The 16,655-nt window shown below is 66.9% G+C and carries 9 protein-coding genes; 3 read left to right on the top strand and 6 right to left on the bottom strand.

The genetic code is table 11. From position 1 onward, the window contains the following. The 3 genes from METLW4_RS0114000 (at window position 1) to METLW4_RS0113990 (ending at window position 9,433) form a co-directional block, all read left to right on the top strand. Window positions 1–5,871 carry an alpha-2-macroglobulin gene (locus tag METLW4_RS0114000; RefSeq protein WP_245258456.1) on the top strand — a complete coding sequence of 1,957 codons (5,871 nt, stop codon included), beginning with the start codon at window positions 1–3 and terminating at the stop codon, window positions 5,869–5,871. Window positions 5,872–6,122: 251 nt separating this feature from the next. Then, window positions 6,123–8,213, top strand: a complete 2,091-nt coding sequence (locus METLW4_RS0113995; protein ID WP_018266845.1) for a transglycosylase domain-containing protein — start codon at window positions 6,123–6,125, stop codon at window positions 8,211–8,213. A 101-nt stretch (window positions 8,214–8,314) separates the two neighbouring features. Beyond that, on the top strand, window positions 8,315–9,433 hold the full coding sequence (locus METLW4_RS0113990) for an aromatic ring-hydroxylating oxygenase subunit alpha (protein ID WP_018266844.1): 1,119 nt from the start codon (window positions 8,315–8,317) through the stop codon (window positions 9,431–9,433). A 63-nt stretch (window positions 9,434–9,496) separates the two neighbouring features. Here METLW4_RS0113990 and METLW4_RS0113985 read toward each other — a convergent pair whose 3' ends face one another. From METLW4_RS0113985 to METLW4_RS0113955, 6 genes are all read right to left on the bottom strand, one after another. Then, window positions 9,497–10,489 (bottom strand): hypothetical protein, encoded by a 993-nt coding sequence (locus tag METLW4_RS0113985; RefSeq protein WP_018266843.1) that lies wholly within the window; start codon window positions 10,487–10,489, stop codon window positions 9,497–9,499. A gap of 132 nt (window positions 10,490–10,621) precedes the next feature. Further along, window positions 10,622–11,680, bottom strand: coding sequence for a lipocalin-like domain-containing protein (locus METLW4_RS0113980; protein ID WP_018266842.1), 1,059 nt, complete (start codon window positions 11,678–11,680; stop codon window positions 10,622–10,624). Next, the gene (locus METLW4_RS0113975; RefSeq protein WP_018266841.1) at window positions 11,670–14,132 is read right to left on the bottom strand and encodes an ABC transporter permease; all 2,463 of its coding nucleotides are present in this window, start codon (window positions 14,130–14,132) and stop codon (window positions 11,670–11,672) included. The genes METLW4_RS0113980 and METLW4_RS0113975 overlap by 11 nt, the downstream gene beginning before the upstream one ends. Further along, complete coding sequence (locus METLW4_RS0113970) at window positions 14,129–14,824, bottom strand: ABC transporter ATP-binding protein (RefSeq protein ID WP_018266840.1); 696 nt, start codon at window positions 14,822–14,824, stop codon at window positions 14,129–14,131. Before METLW4_RS0113970 ends, METLW4_RS0113975 begins: the two co-directional genes overlap by 4 nt. A gap of 16 nt (window positions 14,825–14,840) precedes the next feature. Continuing rightward, the gene (locus METLW4_RS0113965; RefSeq protein WP_018266839.1) at window positions 14,841–15,833 is read right to left on the bottom strand and encodes a TonB family protein; all 993 of its coding nucleotides are present in this window, start codon (window positions 15,831–15,833) and stop codon (window positions 14,841–14,843) included. A gap of 302 nt (window positions 15,834–16,135) precedes the next feature. Further along, complete coding sequence (locus METLW4_RS0113955) at window positions 16,136–16,633, bottom strand: winged helix-turn-helix transcriptional regulator (protein ID WP_018266837.1); 498 nt, start codon at window positions 16,631–16,633, stop codon at window positions 16,136–16,138. Between the last annotated feature and the right edge of the window lie 22 nt (window positions 16,634–16,655).

The following is a 16,655-nucleotide window of genomic DNA, read 5'->3' as shown; positions in this document are numbered from 1 at the left end:
ATGACGGGCGCCCTTTGCAGAGGCGCTCTGTCGCGCGCGCTCCTCGCTTTGCTTCTTCTCTCCGGTCTCTGCGTCTCCGCGCCGCTGCGCGCCGAGCCGGCGCCCTTCGATCAATTGCGCCGCGCCGATGGCGCGCGCATCGTGCCGGACAAATTTCTGCGCAGCTTCGACCCCATCACCATCTTCTTCGATCGCGACATCGGCCCCAAGGCCGGCGGACCGGAAGACGCGCATGAGAAATTCGCCAAGCTCTCCGGCGAGCCCGCCGGCGAATGGCGATGGATCGGCGCACGCGCATTGCAATTTCGTCCAGCCGAGCCGTGGAAGCCACTGCAGCGCGTCGACATAGAGGCGGGCGCCGCGGCGACGCGGCTCGTCGCGCTGCTGCCGACGCCCTCTTCCACCAATCCGACCGAGAGCGCCGATCCGATCGCCGATCTCGAGCAGATCACGCTCACTTTTCCCGAGCCCGTGGACATCGCCGCGCTGGCGCGGATGCTGACGATCGAATTGCGTCCTGCGCCCGGAATCTCGCCGCTCGGCGGACAATTGCTGACGCCGAAGGACTATGACATTCGCCCGCTCGAGCGCGCCGATCGCAACGCCGCGCAGAGCGTCGCCATTCGCTTGCGCGAGTCGATCCGCGACGGGCGCGTCGCGATCTTGCGCTTGAAGCTCGCCGACGAGCCGGGCCTCGACGATGAGATATTCGAATTGCGCGCGCGTTCCGCCGCGCCTTTCGCCGTCACCGAGGCGAGCTGCGGCCGCGGCTGGAGCGACGACAAGCAGGACGGCGTGCTGCGCTGCGCCTTCGGCTACGCCGTCCCGCCGGCGTCGGCTTCATCGGAGGGCGAGGAAGACTCCGCGCCCGTTTCCAATTACCAGCCCGCCAATCGGCGCCGGCTGACATTGAGCTTCACCGAGCAGCCGGGCGAGATCGATATTTTGCGCGCGCGCGAGGCGCTGCGCATCTCGCCGCCGGTCGACGATCTCTCTGTCGAGATCGACCACAAGCGCCTCAATGTCTATGGCAAGTTTCTATCCGATCGCGTCTATGAGCTGGCGCTCGCGCCGGGCGCTCTGAACGACGTCAGAAAGCGCGCGCTCGCCTCGCGCTTCGCGCTGCGCTTCGCTTTCGATCGCGACCGCCCGGCGCTCGCATGGGACGCCGCGCAAGGATTGGTCGAGCGCTTCGGACCGCAATTGCTGCCGCTGCGCGGACGCGGCTATGATCGCGCCGATATTCGCATTCATGCGATCGATCCGCTCGCGCGCGACTTCTGGCCTTTCCCCAAGAGCGGCGTCGAGACGGAGGACAGCGCCGCGCCGCCGCTGCCCGGCAATGAGCCCGCGCATTGGGCGGAGACGGATGCGCCGGAGGCCGAGGCGATCGCCGCGCGCATAAAGGCGCTGGGCTCGCCCGCCGTTTCCGCGCTGCTCGATCTGCCGATCCGCCGCAATGGCGCCGATGCGAAATTCGGCCTCGATCTCTCGAGCGAATTCGCCAAGATCGCGGGCGCCGGACAGCCGGGAACCTATCTCATCGGCCTGCGCGCCGTGGATGAGAAGAAGCGCCATTGGCTGCGCGCGCAAGTGACCGATCTGTCGCTGAGCGCGATAGAGGAGCGCGCGCGCGTGCGCTTCGTCGTCACTTCGCTCGCTACTGCGCAGCCTGTCTCCGGCGCGGAAGTGCGGCTCGAAGGCGTGAAGGGCGAGAAATTCGTCACGCTCGCGCGCGGGACCACCGACAATTCCGGCTTCTTCGCCTTCGATCCCGGCAAGCGCGCGGAAGCCGATGTGCGCCGCATCGTCGTGACCAAGGGCCTCGACACGCTCCTATTGGACGCCAATGACGGCCCCTCCGAATATGCGCGCGAGAATTGGACGAAGCCGGATGGCGCCTGGCTCGCCTGGACCGCGAATCCGCAGGAGCCGCGCAAGGAAGAGCCGCGCACGCTCTGCCATGTCTTCGCCGAGCGGCCGATCTATCGGCCCGAGGAGCCGGTGCACATAAAGGGCTTCGTGCGCGCCTATCGCGATGGCGCTCTCGCCATTGCGAAAGCCGGAGGCACGCTGGTCGTCTCCGGCCCCGGCAATCAGGAATGGCGCATTCCGGTGAAGCTCGACGCGGCGGGGAGCTTCTATCACAAATTCGACGCGCAGACGCCGGCGACCGGCGATTATTCGCTGCGTTTCGAGCCCGATGGCGCAAAGCCGAAGAAGAGCGAGACGAAAGGCGATGAGGCCGAGCCGAGCGAAAGCGCAGAGGCCGAGGGCGAAGCGCCGCAGACCGCCTCCTGCGGACAGTTTTCGTTCAAGAAAGAGGCCTATCGGCTGCCGACATTCGAGGTGGCGCTGAACGCGCCGCAGATCGTTCCGCTCGACGGCGAGTTCAATGTCGATCTCATCGCGCGCTATTTCGCCGGCGGTCTCGTCGCGGAACGGCCGGTGAAATGGCGCGCCGTGCAGTTTCCGCATGTGTTTCAGCCGCCGGGACGCGAAGGCTTTTTGTTCTCGAGCGACGCGCGCTTCTCCGGCGAAGGCAAGTTCAAATCCTCGCCGGTGCTGGAGCGTGACGCGCGCACAGACGCCGGCGGCGCCTCGCGCATGACCTTCGACACGACGATAGAGCCGACCGCGCAGCCGCGCCGCTATTCGATCGAGGCGACCGTCACCGGCGACGATGGAATAGAGGTGCGCAATGTGCAGAATGTCATTGCCGTTCCGCCTTTCGCGCTCGGCGTGAAGCTGCCACGCTATGTCGAGCGGCCCGGCGCGGTGACGCCGGAGTTTCTCGCGCTCGACGGCAAGGGCGAGGCGGTGGAAGGACTCCCCGTCACCATGCGCTTCATCAAGCGCAATTGGGCGTCGACGCTGCAGGCGTCCGATTTCGCGCAGGGCGCGGCGAAATATGTGACGCAGGTGATCGAGGACACGCTCCTCGAGCGCAAACTGACGAGCGCGAAAGAGGCGCAGAAAATCGAGCTGGAGGCGCGCGAGGCCGGCGTTTATGTCGTGCAGCTGGAAGCCTATGATCGCATCGGCCGCCGTCAGCAGGTGAGCGTCGATTTCTTCGTCGGCGGCAATACGCCCGTGACCTTCCAGCGTCCTCCGGCTTCCACCGCGACCATCACGACCGACAAGCAAGCCTATGCGCCGGGGGAGACGGCGACGCTCATCGTTCAATCGCCGTTCCAGAACGCCAAGGCGCTCGCCATCGTCGAGCAGCCCAATGGCGTGTTCGATTATCAGCTCATCGACATCGCCAATGGCTTCGGGCGCTACACGCTCGCGCTGCGCAAGGAGCAGACGCCGAAGCTCGCCGTGCATTTCCTCATCATGCGCGGACGCTTGAAGGACAGCGCGCCGCCGCCGGCCTCCAATATCGACCAGGGCAAGCCGGTGACAATCGCCGCGACCAAATGGATCGAGGTCACGCCGGTCAAGAATATCGTGACCGCGAAGCTCGATTATCCCGCGAAGGCGCGGCCGGGGCAGGAGGTGGAGGTCACGCTTCGTCTTTCCGATGATCTCGGCAAGCCGCTCGCGGGCGAAACGACATTTTGGATGGTGGATCAGGCGGTGCTGTCGCTCGCCAAGGAACGGCCGCTCGATCCGCTGCCGGATTTCATCGTCGAGCGCGAGACGAAGCTCGCCGCGCGCGACACGCGCAATCTCGCTTTCGGCAAGATTCCGCTGGAGGAGATTCCCGGCGGCGACGCCGGCCTCGACGAATGGGGCGCGGAAACCAATGTCAGCGTGCGCAAGAATTTCACGCCCGTGCCGATCTATCTGCCGAGCGTGAAAGTGGGCGCCGATGGAATCGCCAAAATCAAGGTGAAGCTGCCCGACTCGCTCACCGTGTTCAAGCTGCGCGCCAAGGCGGCGAGCGGCGCCGATCGCTTCGGCTATGCGACGGGCGAGATGCTCATTCGTCAGGAGCTCGTCGCGCAGCCCGTGCTGCCGCGCTTCCTGCGGCCGGGCGATGCGCTCGATGTGTCCGTGCTCGCGCGCATCGTCGAAGGACCGGGAGGCGTCGGCAGAGCCTCGATCGCCGCGGAGGGGCTGACGCTGGCGAGCAATGCGCCGCAGGCTTTCAGCTGGATCGCGAACAAGCCCACGCGCATAGACGTCCGCGCGAGCGTGCCGGAGCCGGCGCCCGGCAAGGAGAGCGTGAAGCTGAATTTTCGCGTGGAGCGCGACGCCGACCATGCGCGCGATGCGGTGGAGATCGAATTGCCGATCAGGCCGGATCGTCTGCCGGTGCGGCGCTATGAGATCGTCGAGATCGCGCCCGGCGAGAGCAAGACCCTCGCGGCCGCGACCGACGCCGCGCGGCCCGGCTCCTTCCGCCGTGACGTGACGCTCGCCGGCGATCCCGCTCTGGTGCGGCTCGTCGCGGGATTGAACGCGCTCGTCGAATATCCTTACGGCTGCACGGAGCAGCGCCTTTCGCTCGCGCGCTCGGCGCTGGCGCTCAAAAATTTCACGCCGATTCTCTCGGCCGCGGGGCTCGAGAGTCGTCTTTCCGGCGATGTGCGCAACACGATCCGCGCGATCGATCAAGCAGTCGACGCCGATGGGCTCGTCGCCTTCTGGCCGCGCGCGCGCGGAAATGTGTCGCTCACCGCCTGGGCCTATTCTTTCCTCGTCGGCGCAGAGCGCGCGGGCGAACCGATCGACAAGCCGCTCGCCGATCGTCTCGCCAATGTGTTGAAGCTGTCGCTGCGCTCGGATTATCCACGCCTGCTCTCTGGCGAGGAATTGCGCGAGCGCGTCGAGGCGCTGATCGCGCTCGCCGACGGCGGCAAGCTCGACGAATCCTATGTCGCCGAGCTGTCGCGCCATGCCGATTTCATGGCGGGCGTCAGCGTGGCGGAGCTGACGCGCGCCGCCGTGCGCGCGCAATCTGGCGATCGGCGCATCGTCGATTCCTTGCTCGATTCGCTGTGGAGCCGCGTGAAGATTCTCTCACGCAATGGCGCGCAATATTATGCGGGCCAGGCGGCGGACGGCGGCAATCCGGTGATTTTGCCCTCCGAGACGCGTTCGCTGGCGGAGATGCTGCGCGCCGTCACGGTCGCCTCGCCGTCCGATCCGCGCGCGGGGCTGTTGCGCGACGCATTGCTGCGATTGGGCGAGGGCGACGGCTGGGGCTCGACCAACGCCACCGCTGCGGCGATCGACGCGCTGGCGGAAGTATGGCGGCGTCCGCAATCGCCTCTGCAGATCGAGCTCTCGCAGGAGGGCGCGCCGTCGCGCCTGCTGACGCTGGACGCCAATAATCCCATCCTGCGCGAGAGCGGCGCGGCGCCTTCGGCGCTGACGATCGTCAATCGTGGAGCGGCGCCGATCGTGGCGCTGGTCGAGACGCGCTACGAGCCAAAAGAGAGCGGCGCGAAGGCTCTGCCGGTGAGCGAAGGCTTCGCGCTGACGCGCGACATTCTGCGCGTCGGCAAGGCGGATGCGCCCTTGGAAAAAATCGCCGCGGAGAATGGCGTCGTGAAGCTCGCCATCGGCGATGTGATCGAGGAGACGGCGGAGCTCGTCAATCCGCAGGATCGCACTCATGTCGCGATGTCGCTGCCGTTGCCGGCGGGCTTCGAGCCTTTGAATCCCAATCTCGCGACGGCGCCCGCCGAGGCGCAGCCGTCGATTGCGCCGACACTGGCGCCGACCAGCGTCTCCTTCGGCGACGATCGTGTGTTCTATGCTTACGACCAATTGCCGAAGGGAGCCTATCGTTTCGCCTTTCGCGCCAAGGCGCAGACGGCGGGCGCTTTCACCGAGCCGCCGGGCGTCGTCGAGACGATGTATAAGAAGGGCCTGCAAGCGCAGAGCGCCGGCAAGCGCGTGGAAATCGCGAAGTGAGGAAGGTTCGCGGATTCCTTCTCCCGCTGCGCGGGAGAAGGCAGCCCCGCGAAGCGGGGTCGGATGAGGGTTCTGGCGGACCGGACCCTCATCCGTCGCGCATTCGCGCGACACCTTCTCCCACGAGTGGGAGAAGGAGGGGGCCCGTTTTTTTCTTATCATTCTTCATCGTTGTCGCACTCTTTCCGGCTGCTTTTCTTGCGCAGGCGGCGCTTTCCCGCGCCGCTCTTTCCGCGCCGCGGCCGACGCCGATGGTCTATGATCGTAACGGCGCTTTTCTTACGCAGATCGGCGCGCGTGATGCGGCGCGGATCGACTATGGCTATTGGCCGCTGCGCGAAATTCCGCCGCGCGTCGCGCTCGCGACGCTCGCGCTCGAGGATCGGCGCTTCGCCTCGCATATGGGCGTCGATGCGCGCGCTCTGCTGCGCGCGGCCTGGCGCAATCTCGTCGGACGCAAGCGCCGCGAGGGCGCCTCCACCATCGCCATGCAAGTCGCGCGCATGCAAAATCCCGCGCCGCGCAGCTTTGCCGCCAAGATCACGGAGGCGGCGACGGGGATCGCGCTCATCGCGCGCCATGGCCGTCAGGCGGTGCTCGCGCATTATCTGCGGCTCGCGCCCTATGGCAATGGCAGCCATGGAATCGCCCATGCCGCGCGCTTTTACTTCGACAAGCCCGTCGAAGATCTCTCGCTCGCGGAGATCGCTCTGCTGGCCGCCGTTCCGCAATCGCCCGGCCGCATGAATCTCTTTCGCGAGAGCGGGCTCGTCCTCGCGCGGGCGCGCGCCGCTCGCGCGCTCGGCTATTTGTCGCGCGAGGCGCTCGTCGAGCCCGCGCAGATCGCGCTCGCGACACAGCAGCTCGCGAGCTTGCGTCCCATCGGCGCGGCGCGGCGGCCGGATGCGCTGCATCTCTCGCTGCGCTATGAGGCGCTGGCGCGCGAAGGCCTCATAGCGCCCACCTCGCCGCATGATCCGCGCATCGGCGCGACCATCGATCTCTCATTGCAGGACAAGCTCGCGCATCTCGCGCGGCGTTATCTCTCGCTCTGGCGCTCCGCCGGCGCGCGGCAAGTCGCGCTGATGGTGGTGGAGCGCGGCGCGGGCGCCGTGCTCGCGGACATAGGCTCCTCCGATTATCGCGACTGGCGCGACGGCGCCATCGATTTCACCCGCGCGCTGCGCTCGCCGGGCTCGACGCTGAAGCCTTTCGTCTATGCGCTCGCATTCGAGCGCGGCGTTCTGGAGCCCACCGATCTCCTCGCCGACGTTCCAGAGGGCGCATCCGGCGTCAACAACGCCGATGGCGCTTTTCTCGGGCCGATGCTGCCGCGGCAGGCGCTCGCCAATTCGCGCAATGTGCCGGCGACCAATCTCATGCGCCGCGTCGGGCTCGAGGCGAATTTTCAATTTCTGCACGATCTCGGCCTGCATGATCTCGAGGCCCCGGCCGAATCCTTCGGCCTCTCCATGGCGATCGGCGCATTGCCGACCAGGCTCGAGCATCTGATGCGCGCCTATGGCGCGCTCGCGGAAGATGGCGTGCTCTCCGATCTCGTCTTTGCGAAAGAGCAGCGACGGCGCCGCTCCATTCGCGTGATGTCGAGCGACACGGCGCGCCTCGTCACCTCCATGCTGGCCGATCCGCTCGCGCGCTTGCCGAGCTTTCCGCGCTACGGGCCGCTCGAATATCCTTTCGCCGTCGCGGTGAAGACCGGCACGTCGCAGGCCTATCGCGACGCCTGGACCATCGCCTATTCGCGCAAGGCCATTGTCGGCGTATGGATCGGGCGCGGCGACGCCGGCGCGATGAATCGGCTGAGCGGCGCCGCATCCAGCGCGCGGCTCGCGCATGCGGCGCTGACGCTCATCCATGGCGCGAAGGCCGGCGAGATCGAGACGGAATCCTTTCCGCCGCCGCAGGGCCGCGTTCCGGTGGAAATGTGCCTCGCCGGCGGCCGCAGCGATGGACGCTGCGGGGAGACGCTGGTCGAATGGGTGAGGCCGCAAATGGCGCCGCCGACGCGCGGCGCAATGGAGCTCGCCGCGCGGCCGGCGTCGCGCGACGAGACTGTCGAACTCGCCATCACGACGCCCGAGCATAAAACGCATGTTTGGCGCAATCCAGAGCTGCCGCCGGAGCTCAATCGTCTCGCATTGCGCGCATCGGCGCCGGGCTCCGTGGAGCAGATACTCTGGATGGTGGACGGCCGGCCGTTTCGGCTCGCCGACGCCAATGAGCCCGTCTATTGGCCCATGCAGCCGGGGACGCATCGCATTCAAGCGCGCCTGCCGCTGCGGCCCGGCGCGTCCCATATCGTGGAAGTGACGATCGAATGACAGGCGTCCGGCTTTTTCACGAAGGAAGTGAGAGGTTTACCCCGGCGGGCTTTTTTATTATGAGGCGTGCTGCGTGAGATTTCGGGTCGATGGAAACGGGCATGGCGGACGATACGGCGGCGACGATTGCGACCGATGCCCGGACGGCCGTGTCCCGCGATATACGCAAGACCGCTCTCGATCCGAATTTCTGGTATCCCGTCGCGCGCAGCGCGGATGTGCGCAAGGGCAAGACGCATCGTTGCTCTTTCGCCGGCGATCCGATCGTGCTGGCGCGCGGGCGTCGCGGCGTGTTCGCGCTCGAGGATCGTTGCGCGCATCGGCAAGTGCCGCTCAGCGCCGGCGTGGTCGAGGAGGAGACGATACGCTGCGGCTATCATGGCTGGGCCTATGACGCGAGCGGCGCCTGCGTGTCGCTGCCCTATGCGGCCGATTGCAGCCGCGCCGCGACCGGCGTGCGCAGCTATCCGTGCCGGGAGGCCTATGGGCTCGTCTTCGTCTTTCCGGGCGACGCCGCGCGCGCGGAGCTGACGCCTTTTCCAGATGTGCCCTCGGCGACCGACAGCCGTTACAAAATCCGCTATCTGAACCGCCGCGCCGGCTGCCATTACAGCTTCATGCACGAGAATCTGATGGATATGAATCATCAGTTTCTGCATCGCCGGCTGATGGGCGGAATCAAGACCTATTTTCTCGGCAGCCGCAGGGGCGACGCCTGGGCGGAGGCGACCTACAGCTTCCGCCGCGTCAGCGGCCGACAGCCCTTCGGCGAGAATTTCATTCTCAATCGCGGCAAATGGCGCTTCAAGCGCGCGCCGCTTTCGGCCGAGGCGCTGGCGACGCCGCCGGGCGATCGAATGGTGATCCGCACCGACTATCCCTATCAGACGCTGAAATTCTTTACCGCGGGCGCGCGCGAGCCGGCGCTCGATCTGTGGAACTGCTATATTCCGGTCGATCGCGCGCAGAAGATCAATCACACTTTCGGCATGATCATGATCAAGCGGCCGGCGAAGCATTCCTTCCTGCTCGATCTCTTCTGGCCCGCGATCGTCTGGTTCACCAATGGCATTTTCGCGGAAGATCGCTGGATCTGCGAATTGGAGCAGGCGGCTTTCGACGCGCAGGGCGAGGATCGCAATCAGGAGATATTTCCGGCGATCCTCGATCTGCGCAGCGTGCTCATCGAGAATGGCCTGCCGTTGCCCGATCGTGGATAGAGCGTTTTGAGCCGAAGGGCGTTGGAAACGCGTCAAAGCAGAGGCCTAGAATCTTTCCGTGTTTCACGCGCGCAGCGGCAGATGCGACATTCGCAAGAAGGCGGAGACGAGCTTCACCATCAAGCCGACGAAGCCGGAGCCGCCATAAAAGCCGGTCTTGTTGAGCTGCACATAGACATAGGCCGGCCGGTCCGAGCGATTGGTCAATTCGCACACCAGGAAGCCTTCGCGCGCGCGCATCGATTCGAATAAAATGCCCGTCGCCTCGGCGAACTCGCGCAGGCGCGTGCGCACGGGCTTGGTCGCGAAGGCGATCGGCGCATCGTCGCTCGCCTCCGCGTCGTCGGGATGGCGCAGGCTCGTCGGGCGCAGCTTGGAGTCGATATTCTCTGTTGCGGCGATGACATTGCCGAGCGCGAAATCACGGCTCTCGCCGGGCGCGAGGCGCTCGCACCACACCATCGTGCGGCCGGAGAGGCAGAGAATCGCTTGCCGTTCCGCGTCGTCCGTCTCTTCCGCGCGATAGACATAGGGCGCGCGCGCCCAGCTCATCGTGGCGGCGTCGCAGGGCGTCGAGCGTATCGCTACCTCGGCCGAGGAGCAGAGATAGGCGGGCTGCAGAAACTTTAGCGGCGGCGCGCCGTCGCGCGCGAGCTCGGAGAGATCGATCTTCTCGACGACATTGCCGTCGCCGGCGGAAAGGAGAATCTGTCGCTGATCGGCGAGGGTGGTGACGCGGTTGAGCCGCACGTCGCCGCCGCCGCAGAAGATTTGCAGAAAGGCGCTGCCCTCATTGGCGAAAAAGGAGCGTGGCGGAATCTCGTGCGGGCTCTGGCGCGGAATTGTTCTCACGCCCGGCCAGCGGCAGACGGAGCGATTGGGACGATCGAAGAAGGAGGTGTTCGGCCCCAGCGTGACGACGAGGCCTTCCTGTCCTTCCAGCAAGCGAAAATCGCTTTCGCCTTCGACGAGGACGGGACGATCGCGGCTGAAGAAAGGATTGCGCGCAATGGTGCGCAGGCCGAGATCGAGGAAAAATGTCGGCGATAGATACATGCGTGAAATCCCCTCGGCGGAGCGCCGCCGGAACGGGTCCAGCGCGAGCGTTGCGTCAGAAGAAAGCGTCCCAGTATGGATAGAGCCGATGACATTCGGATCAAGCTTTGGCGGCGAAACGAGGCCGAAGCGTCAGTAGCCTGTCATCTCGAGATAGCCGACGCCGTTCTGCGCGCCGGAAAATGAGATAGGCCCTTCGAAATAGCCGACGCCGACGCTCATGAAGCTCTGCGAATTGAGGGGCTTCGTCTCTATGTCGAGATGCAGGCTCGCCACGCGCAGGCGCCAGCGCAGCGGCAGCAGGCGGCCGGCGACGAGGCCCTGCTCCAAAGGCTCGAGGAAAATATCGTCACGCGTGAGCGCGCGCGTCGCGCCATCGGCCGTGATGAAGCTTCCCGAGACGAAGGGAAGCGTCTTGTCGCTGCGCAGACGAAAGAGCATCAGCTCGCCGCCGCCGTCGAGATGCAGCGAGAACCAGTCCCAGCCTTTCTGATCCGCGGCGAGCGGGCGGCTGCTCCATTCGTGATCCATCCAGGCGTGGCCCTTCACCTTGCGCTCGGCGCCGTCTATGGCGAGCGCGCCTTCGACGGTGAAGAAGGGCTGGCTGTAATAATAGGAAGCCTGTCCGCTCTCCGATTTGCGGCTGAAGCCCGCTTCGCCATGCAGAGCGAGCGGCTTTTCGGCGGTGAGCGAGAGCGTGTAGCGAAAGCGCGGCGCGATGGCGGAGATTGTTCCGCCGGAGAGATTGGGCTCCCGCGCGGAAAAGGACCAATTGTCGATAAAGGCGCGGAATGGCGCCGCTTCGACGTTCGCCTGTCCCACGCCGCCGCGCGCGCGCGTTTCGGCGAAGAGATGCAGCGCATCCGTGGTGACGGCGGCGTGCGCGACGAAAGCTTGCGGACTGTCCCAGCCTTCGCCGTCATGCGGCGCGCGCGCGTGACGGAACAAGGTCCATTGCGCGCCATAGGCTTTGCCGCTCTCATCCGTCAGATTGGCGGTGAGATACCACCATTCGATGCGAAATTCTGGATGCGCGCCATGATCGCGCGGAAAGACGAGCGTATGGCCCTTTTGCGGCTCGGCGAAGCCCTGCGCGTCGTCGCCGAGGCCTGCGAAGCCGGCGGCGCGCGCTGGCGCAGTGGCGCAGAGCGCCAGCGCGAGGAGAAGTGTGCGCAGCGTTTCAGCGTTCATTGGCGAAGACCGCGAGCAGCGACGCCGGCGCGATGCGCGCGAGACGGCGAATGGGCAAGAGCGCGGCCAGCGCGGCGGTGAGCAACGCCAGCGCGAAGACCTCGAGCCATTGCGATGGAAAAATGTGAAAGGGCAGGCGCCAGCCGAAAGCGCGCACATTGACGATGGCGACGAGATCATAAGCGAGAGCGAGGCCGAGCGGCACGGAGACGAGCGCCGTCGCCGCCGCGAACAGCGTGACGCGCGCGAGCTCCAGCGCAGCGAGGCTGCGCCGCGAGACGCCCGCCGCCCACAGCGGCGCGAGCTGCGGGACGCGCGCCGCAGCCAGCGTGGTGAGGCTGGCGAAAAGCGCGATCGCCGAGACGACGAGCGTCAGCGCGTCGAGCGCGGCGGTGACGGCGAATGTGCGCTCGAATATGTCGGTCGAGCGCTGCTTCAGCGCCGCCTGATCGATGATGCGCGCGACGCCGGCGCCGAATTCCGCTTGCAGAGCCAGCATGATCTCCGGCGCAGTCTCGGAGCGCGCGCGCAGCATATAGTCCAGCCGGCGCGCGTCCGGCCAGCGCGACGAGAGCGCGTCGTGATCGACGCGGAGCTGGCCTTTGGCGGCGCCATAATCGGGATAGATTCCGACGATCTCGACGCGCCAATCACCAGTCGGCGTCGGTATCTCCAAGGTCGAGCCGAGCGAGAGGCCGAGGCGCCGCGCGAGCTGCTCGCTGACGAGCGCAGAATCGCCGCGCGCGACTCTGCTCCACGCCTCGGCGCGCGCTTCGAGCAGCGGAAAATGCGCGCTGAAGGTTTCGTGCGGCGGCGCGCCGACGATCTCGACGGGCCAGAAGTGAAGAGTCGTCTTCGCCTTGCACAGCGGCAGGACCGCGGCGACGTCCTTACGGGCGGCGAGCCATGTCTCGATACGGCGTGCTTGCGCGTCGCTCGCGGCCTCGAAATAGATTTCCGCGACGAGGCGCTGGTCGAGCCATTGTGTGAATGTCCGGCGGAATCCCTCCACCATGGAGCCGACGCCTATATTGGTGGAGAGCGCGAGCAGCAGCGCCATCAGCGCCAGCGAGAGGCCGGGGAGCTGCTGCAGCGCATCGGCGAAGAACCATTTGGCGAGCGGTCCCTGCGCGCGTCTTTCGCCGAGCCGCAGCATTGCGGCGAGCGGCAGCGGCAATGCGAGCGCGGCGCCGAGCAGCAGCCCGGCCATGGAGGCGAAGCCCGCCTCCATTCCCTTACCCAAGAGCAGCGCCGCCGCCGCGCCGATGAGCGCGACAATGGCGAGCGCGGACTGGCGATAGAGCCAATGTCGCTGCGCCTCGCGCCAGGCGAAAGGTTGCGCAATGGCGAGCACCGGCAGGCGCAGAGTCTTGACCAGCCCGCTCGCCGCCGCGATCGCGGCGCCGAGCAGCGCCATGCCGACGCCGGAGAGCCACCAGGAGGGCGCGAGGCCGAGCGCGCCGTCGAGCTCGGCGCCATAGAGTCCCTCGAGGCTGGCGGCCATGTTGGGCAGCAGCGCGGCGGCGATGAGATAGCCGCCGGCCATTCCCGCAGCGCCGGCGAGCAGGGCGAGCAGCGTCAGCTCCGCGACCAGCGCCAATGTGAGCGCGCGCAAGGAGGCGCCGATGGCGCGCAGCGTGCGGATGATCGGCAGGCGTTGCTCGAAGGCGAGGCCGAAAGACGCATGCGCGATGAACAGGCCCACCACATAGGCCAAAAGGCCGAAGGCGGTGAGATTGAGATGAAAGCTCTCGGTGAGCTTGGCGAGCTCCGGCGCCTCATCCGCCTCCGCGCGGCGAAGAGGCTCGTCAATGATGGATTCGAGCGTGGGCGCGCCCGCCGCGGGCTCCTCGGCGAGCAGCAGGCGCGACAGCCGCCCCGGCCGATGCAGCAGGTTTTGCGCGACGCCGATGTCGACGACGATCATCCCCGGCGCGAGATCTTTGGCGATGGCGAGCGGCGGCAGCCGATCCGTCTCACTGATCGTCGGCGTCGCGCCTTCGACGAGGCCGAGCGCGCGCAATGTCTGCGGCGCGATCAGCGCGCGGCCGGGCGGGCCGAGGAAGTCATTCAGATCCTCGCCCGCCGGCATTTTGTCGCTGGAGATTTTCGGCAGAGTCAGCGGCTCGACGCCCAGCAGGCGAATGGATTTGTCGCCGAGGCGGATCGTTCCCTCGAGAAGGGGAGACGCCTTCCAGCCGGCGCGCCGCAGAGCGATGAAAACATCCTGCGCGAAAAATCCGCCGCTCGCCGCAACGAGGCTCGGCGCGCCGCCGAGGCCGAGCGCGCCGGCCGCGCGATCATAGCTGCGGCGCGCTTGATCGTTCAGCGCCGCGACGCCGCTCCACAGCGCCGTCGCGACGGCGAGGCCGACGAAGAGCGCGGCGAATTGGCCGGGGCGTCGACGCCAATGGCTGGCGAGCGTCGCCAGCGCATAGAAGAATTGCCTCACGGCGCCAGCCTTCCGCCTGCGAGCGTCGCGCGGCGATCGAGCCGCGCTGCGAGCCGGGCGCTATGCGTGACCATCAGCACCGCCGCGCCCGCCGTGGCGGAGAGCTCGAGCAGAAGATCGAGCACCGCGTCGCCTGTGGCTTCGTCCAGATTGCCGGTCGGCTCATCGGCGAGCAAGAGGCGCGGACGCGGCGCCAGCGCACGGCCGACGGCGACGCGCTGCTGCTGCCCGCCCGACAATTGCTCGGGATAGCGATCGAGCAGAGCGGCGAGGCCGAGGCGCTCGGCGAGCGCGTCGCGCCAGTCGCGATCGTAGCGCCCGGCGAGCCGCGCCTGCAGCGAGAGATTGTCGCCGACGGTGAGGCTCGGCACGAGATTGAACTGCTGAAACACGACGCCGAGCGTCTTGCGGCGCAGCGCCGCGCGGCCTTCGTCGTCGAGCTTCGTCACTTCGGCGTCGTCGATGTGAATGGCGCCGCCGTCGGCATGGTCGAGACCGGCGACGAGATGCAGCAACGTGCTCTTGCCGCTGCCCGACTCGCCCATCAGCGCGAGGCTCTCGCCGGCGCTGAGCGCGAGATCGACGCCGCGCAGCACGGGCAGAGGACCCTGCGGCCCGAGATAGGATTTGGAAAGCCCCGTCACGCGCAGCAGCGCGCCCTCTACTGCCGCATCACGCGCGGGCGCCGACATCACGCTCAAAACGCCCTCATTTCGGATCGAAGTGGAATTGAATGCCGCGTGGATGGCCGTAGGGCGGCGCAGGGAAAGGCGCGGCGCGTCGCACGGCGGCGAGCGCGGCGTTGTCGAGCTCGGCGAAGCCGCTCGAGCGATAGACCGCCTGATGGGTGAGATGCCCGCCCTCGTCGATGAAGAACACGACGACCCCGTGATTGGGCGTCGTCTTGTTGCGCAGGGACGGAGGCACGGTCATATGCCGCATGATGAGACCGAAGAGCACGGAGAGATAGGTGGTCTTCGCCGTGCCGCCGCTGACCGGCGCCGGCTTGGAGGAGCCGGAGAGCTTGAAGTCCGGCAGCGGCTCCAAAGAGGCGAGCTGATCGGCGATGGATTTGGGCTTGGGCTCCGGCGAGGCCTTGATCTCGACCTCGCCCTGCTTGTCGTCGATGCGCGCTTCCTTCTGCGGCTCGGCCTGCTCGACGATCTCGGCGTCGGCCTTGTCCTCCTCCGCCTTGGGGGCGGCCGGCGCGGGCTCGGCCTTGGCCGCCTGCTGCTTTTGCGGATCGGCGGATTTTTCCTGCGCGGGCTTGGCGGCGTGCTGCTCGTTCGGCGGCTCGCGGCGGGCGGATTTGGTCTCCTGATCCGGCGCGTCGCGATCGGCCTTCTCCTGATTCGGCGCGCGCGGCGCGTCGAAGGCCGGCTTCTCGTCGTCGACGAGCTTTTGCGGCGGCGGCGGCTTTTGCTTCTGCTTCTCCTCCGGCTTCGGCTCCTCCTTCTCGGGCTCCGGCGGGGGAGGCTCTTGCGGCTGCGGCTGCGGCGCTTCGGCGACGACCTCCAGCGGAATTTCCTGCTCTGTGGTCGGGCTCTCGCTCGACATCAGCAATTGCTCGAGCAGAAAAGCCGCCAGGACGAGAATATGAGCGAGAGCGGACAGGATGATGGGCGCGAGCCGGCGCCTCGCAGGCGCCTCGCTCGCGGGCGGCGTTGTCAGACGTTCGGCCGGGTCCGCTCTCAAGCTCATGTCAGAAGCGACATTCGAACGCCGCATTGCGGAAAAACGACGGCGAGAGCTTCGCATTCGAGCCAGAAAAGCTCGATCCGGCGAGGAAGGACGCGCCGCCCGCCTCCGTTCCGCGAGAATCTCCGGCGACGCCGGGCGCGACGATGAAAAAGCTGCGCGTCATCGAGCCGACGATCCAGAAGAGACGAGAGAGCAATCACACGAAACCGGCCGCAGGTTCAACCCCCGATCGAGCCGGCGGGGCCGCTCGCCGTGGCGCGTTCATTGCGCCGCAGCGAGAATAGCGGGCGCAGCGGAGCGCGTCATCTCGGGAGTATTTCCGAAGGCGAGGGAAAGCGGGCGCGCAGCTTCTCATCGGCGCCGGGGCCGGGAACGACCTGCGCCTCCCGGGGCGCCAGAGCGGCGCCGCTCGCGCCAGTCACGCGCAGAGCGGCGATCTCCGCGCCGGTCTCCCGTTCCAGCAGGCGTAGCGGCGGTCCGGCCGGCGCCGCCCAGCGGTCGCCCCATTGCATCAGCGCCACCAGAATTGGGAAGAGATCGCGGCCCTTCTCGGTCAGGCGATAGTCGCGCGGATTGCCGCGCCCCGGCATGTCGATGCGCTCCATCACGCCGCAAGCGACCAGCTTGGACAGCCGCTCGCTCAGCACATTTTTGGCGACGCCGAGATTGCGCTCGAACTCGCTGAAGCGGCGCACGCCGAAAAATGCCTCGCGGACGATCAGCAGCGTCCACCATTCGCCGACGATTTCCAGCGCGCGCGCCACGGAGCAGGTCTGGGAGGGGAAATGATCGTTTCTCATCGCTTCGCCGTTTATTTAGTAT

The sequence above is a fragment of the Methylosinus sp. LW4 genome, from assembly GCF_000379125.1.
Classification (GTDB): domain Bacteria; phylum Pseudomonadota; class Alphaproteobacteria; order Rhizobiales; family Beijerinckiaceae; genus Methylosinus.
The sequence above is the reverse complement of the archived record's forward strand: the minus strand, read 5'-3'. Positions and strand labels throughout refer to the sequence as shown.